4 protein-coding genes are annotated in these 2,898 nt (G+C 68.5%); 2 read left to right on the top strand and 2 right to left on the bottom strand.

Annotated elements, in window-relative coordinates:
* Nucleotides 1–125: 125 nt before the first annotated feature.
* Together AC08OX_RS16685 and AC08OX_RS16680 are read left to right on the top strand one after the other, a co-directional pair.
* Nucleotides 126–1,073 carry an alpha/beta fold hydrolase gene (locus AC08OX_RS16685; protein WP_476608666.1) on the top strand — a complete coding sequence of 316 codons (948 nt, stop codon included), beginning with the start codon at nucleotides 126–128 and terminating at the stop codon, nucleotides 1,071–1,073.
* A 17-nt stretch (nucleotides 1,074–1,090) separates the two neighbouring features.
* Complete coding sequence (locus AC08OX_RS16680; RefSeq protein WP_476608665.1) at nucleotides 1,091–1,594, top strand: cupin domain-containing protein; 504 nt, start codon at nucleotides 1,091–1,093, stop codon at nucleotides 1,592–1,594.
* A gap of 43 nt (nucleotides 1,595–1,637) precedes the next feature.
* On the opposite strand, the gene AC08OX_RS16675 is transcribed toward AC08OX_RS16680, so the two are convergent.
* Nucleotides 1,638–2,051: a hypothetical protein gene (locus AC08OX_RS16675; RefSeq protein WP_476608664.1), complete on the bottom strand. Its 414-nt coding sequence runs from the start codon at nucleotides 2,049–2,051 to the stop codon at nucleotides 1,638–1,640.
* Between the two features lie 632 nt (nucleotides 2,052–2,683).
* The coding region (locus AC08OX_RS16670) for a hypothetical protein (protein ID WP_476608663.1) at nucleotides 2,684–2,898 on the bottom strand (215 nt) is incomplete at its 5' end.

Raw genomic sequence — 2,898 nt, 5'->3', positions numbered from 1 at the left:
ATGGCGTCACTATAGCCCAAGCACCTTGTAGTAAGCACACGTTGATACTACAACATCTTGATTTCACAAGACCTTGTAGTATGGTCGGAGGCGTACAGGGACTCAGTAACGCGAGAGGAGGACCAGTGGTTCAGGAACCGACAAGCACGCCGAGCCTGGGGGCCCCGGCCGACCCGGCGCCGCCGATCCGCGGCTTGCGATCGGAATACGCCCGGGTCGGCGGCCACCGCCTGCACTACTGGACCGGCGGCCCAGACGACGGGACCCCGGTGCTGCTGTGGCACGGCTTCCTCGCCACCGGCTACGCCTGGCGCGGCGTCGCCCCCGCCCTGGCCGACGCCGGAATGCGCGTCCTCGTCATCGACATGCTCGGCTACGGCGACAGCGACAAGCCGGGCGGCACCAATCCCTACAGCGCACGCGCGCTGGCCGAGCAGGTCCGCGCCCTGACCGCCCGCAGCGGGTTCGGCGCCGGCCGGCCCATCCTGCACGTCGGGCACGACATGGGGGCGCCCCCGGCCCTGCTGTGGGCCGCCAGCCACCCAGAAGAGACCCGTGGCCTGGTCTACGCCGAGGCACCCACCATGCTCGGCGGCCCGTTGCGGGACGTCCTGGCCTACGCCCCGGGCACCATGACCACAGGGTCCATGTGGTGGTGGATCTTGCCGCTGGCCCCGGGCGTGCCGCAGGCACTGATCGTGGGGCGTGAGGAAGTCTTCCTGCGCTGGTTCTACGACGGCCCGGCGGGAGCGCCCCGTGCGTTCGACGAGGCCACGGTGGCCGAATACCTGCGCACCTTCTCCGGGCCGGCCGGGGTACTCGGCTCCATGGGCGTCTACCGCGCCGCGTTCGCCAGCATCGCGCAAACCGAGCCGCTGCTCGTACACCCGACCCCCGTCCCCGTCCTCGCCGTGGGCGGTGAACGGGGCCTGGGCCAGCAGGTCGGCCGGATGCTGTCGCCGGTGGCCTCGCGCCTTAGCACATCCATCCTCGACGGCGCCGGGCATTTCCTGCCCGAGGAAGAGCCCGAGCGGCTCGCCGCAGCCATCACCCTGTTCAACGACCGGATCTGAACGACCGAGGAGGAACGATGAGTTTCACCCCGCACACCGCCAGCCCGGCGACGCAGCCCGCGACGCGCGGCTACGTCCTTGGCCCGGATGAGGGCAACCCCTATCACTGGCTCGGCACCCTCAGCCTGACCAAGGTGATGGGCTCGGTCACCACCGGCAACCTCGATATCGTCGACCACCGCGTTCCGCCCGGCTACGCGCCCCCGCCACACGTGCACCGCGACTCCGACGAGGTGTTCTTCCTGATCGACGGGCACCTGGAGGTGCACTGCGGCGACGACGCGTGGGAGGCCGGGCCCGGCTCGCTGCTCTTCCTGCCGCGGGGGGTGCCGCACCGCTTCGTCAACGCCGACCAGCCTGCCCGCACCCTGCTGATCAACGCGCCCGCCTCGTTCGCGGACCTGGTCGTCGCCATCGGCGACCCCGCGCCCGGCCTTGACATGCCCGGCCCGGACGCGCCGGTGCCGTCAACGGAGGAGATCTTCGCCCAGTCGCAGTGGTACGGCATCAACCCCGCGTGACGGACGGAGCGAGCCAGACAGGCAGGAAACCTCATGGTCGACGTCAGCCGCACGAGCAGGCCCCCGATACCCAGGACGTCGTCGAGCAGCCCCGCACCCGGTCGATCTCGCCGCCGGTGCAGTCGATCAAAACCTTGACCTCCACGTCACACGTGCCCGGATCCGCCGTCACGAAGAATCCCACCACGCCAGCACCGACGGCACTGCCGCGGAAGACGCCCACGCCGTCACCGTCCGCGGCGCCCTCCAGGTAGCCATAGTCGATGGGGTACACGGCCTCCGGCACCCGGGGGTGCCTGCTGCTGGCCGGGCGGTGCACCACCAGCCGCGAGGTAGCCGCCAACTCGTCGAGGTTGCCGAACAGCCGTGCGCGGGACGCGTCAACCATGATCACCGCCGAATCGGGGAGGTCCGCCAAGGAGACCACCGACATGAAGTGGTTCAGGGCGAAGAGCATGGTCCTGCCGCCTGACGTGAACGGCGACTCCCGGCCGGTGCCATCGGCATGCTGGACGGCAACTGGACGTGACCGTTCCCTTCGTCGCTGCCCGGGCCGTCGGCGAACAGGGTGCCCTGCACACTCTTGCCGTGGCCCCAGCAGCTGCCCGCGGCTACCGTGGCTGTCCTCCGAAGTCGCCACCGCTCAACACCTCGGCTGATCGGACGCCGTTCGCGTGATCGCAACATGGTCGTCCAGCCGGGACTCGAACCAACTCGCGAGGCCGTGACCAGCGCCGTTCCACAGTGCTGGATCTCAAGGGACAGATCGCGAACCGTATTCACCCAGGCCAAGATCATGATCAGAAAAAGGGTGGACCTGACACGGCAGCAGAAGAGCCGATCGATCTTGGTCGAAGGCCCTGAAATCACCGTCCGCCCGGTCGGGACGCGGCAACTGACCAGGAACGATGCCAGATAAGGATCGAAATGATCGCACCACAGCCGGCCTCGAACGCATGTTCCGCAGGGTTGGTGGGACCCTCCTACGGTGAGTCGCTCGACTGTGGTGGGAGGGAATCGTGGGCGACGATCCCGTCCGGCAGGGGCTCATGGCAGCGAGGTGGATGGGGGCAGGGAGCCGGTCGTCGCTCATCCGCCGATGATTTCCTGATGCCAGGGGTGGAAGAAGCGACGTAGTCGGTCGACGGCCGGGCGGGGCAGTCCCAGGTCGTCGTCGGTGAACCGGCTGATGGTTCCGATCATGTCGGCGAACACCTGGAGGTCGAAGCCGCAGTCATGGGTTTGGGCGAGGTGGATGAGTTCCTCCTTGGTGAAGACGTTCGCCAATCTCCGGCTGGCGGGGG

The organism is Frankia sp. CoBUL1, assembly GCF_978021245.1.
The sequence above is the reverse complement of the archived record's forward strand: the minus strand, read 5'-3'. Positions and strand labels throughout refer to the sequence as shown.

Coding starts and splice junctions, on each gene's coding strand:
- AC08OX_RS16675 (WP_476608664.1), bottom strand. CDS start 2,051: ATGCTCTTCGCCCTGAACCACTTCATGTCGGTGGTCTCCTTGGCGGAC.
- AC08OX_RS16680 (WP_476608665.1), top strand. CDS start 1,091: ATGAGTTTCACCCCGCACACCGCCAGCCCGGCGACGCAGCCCGCGACG.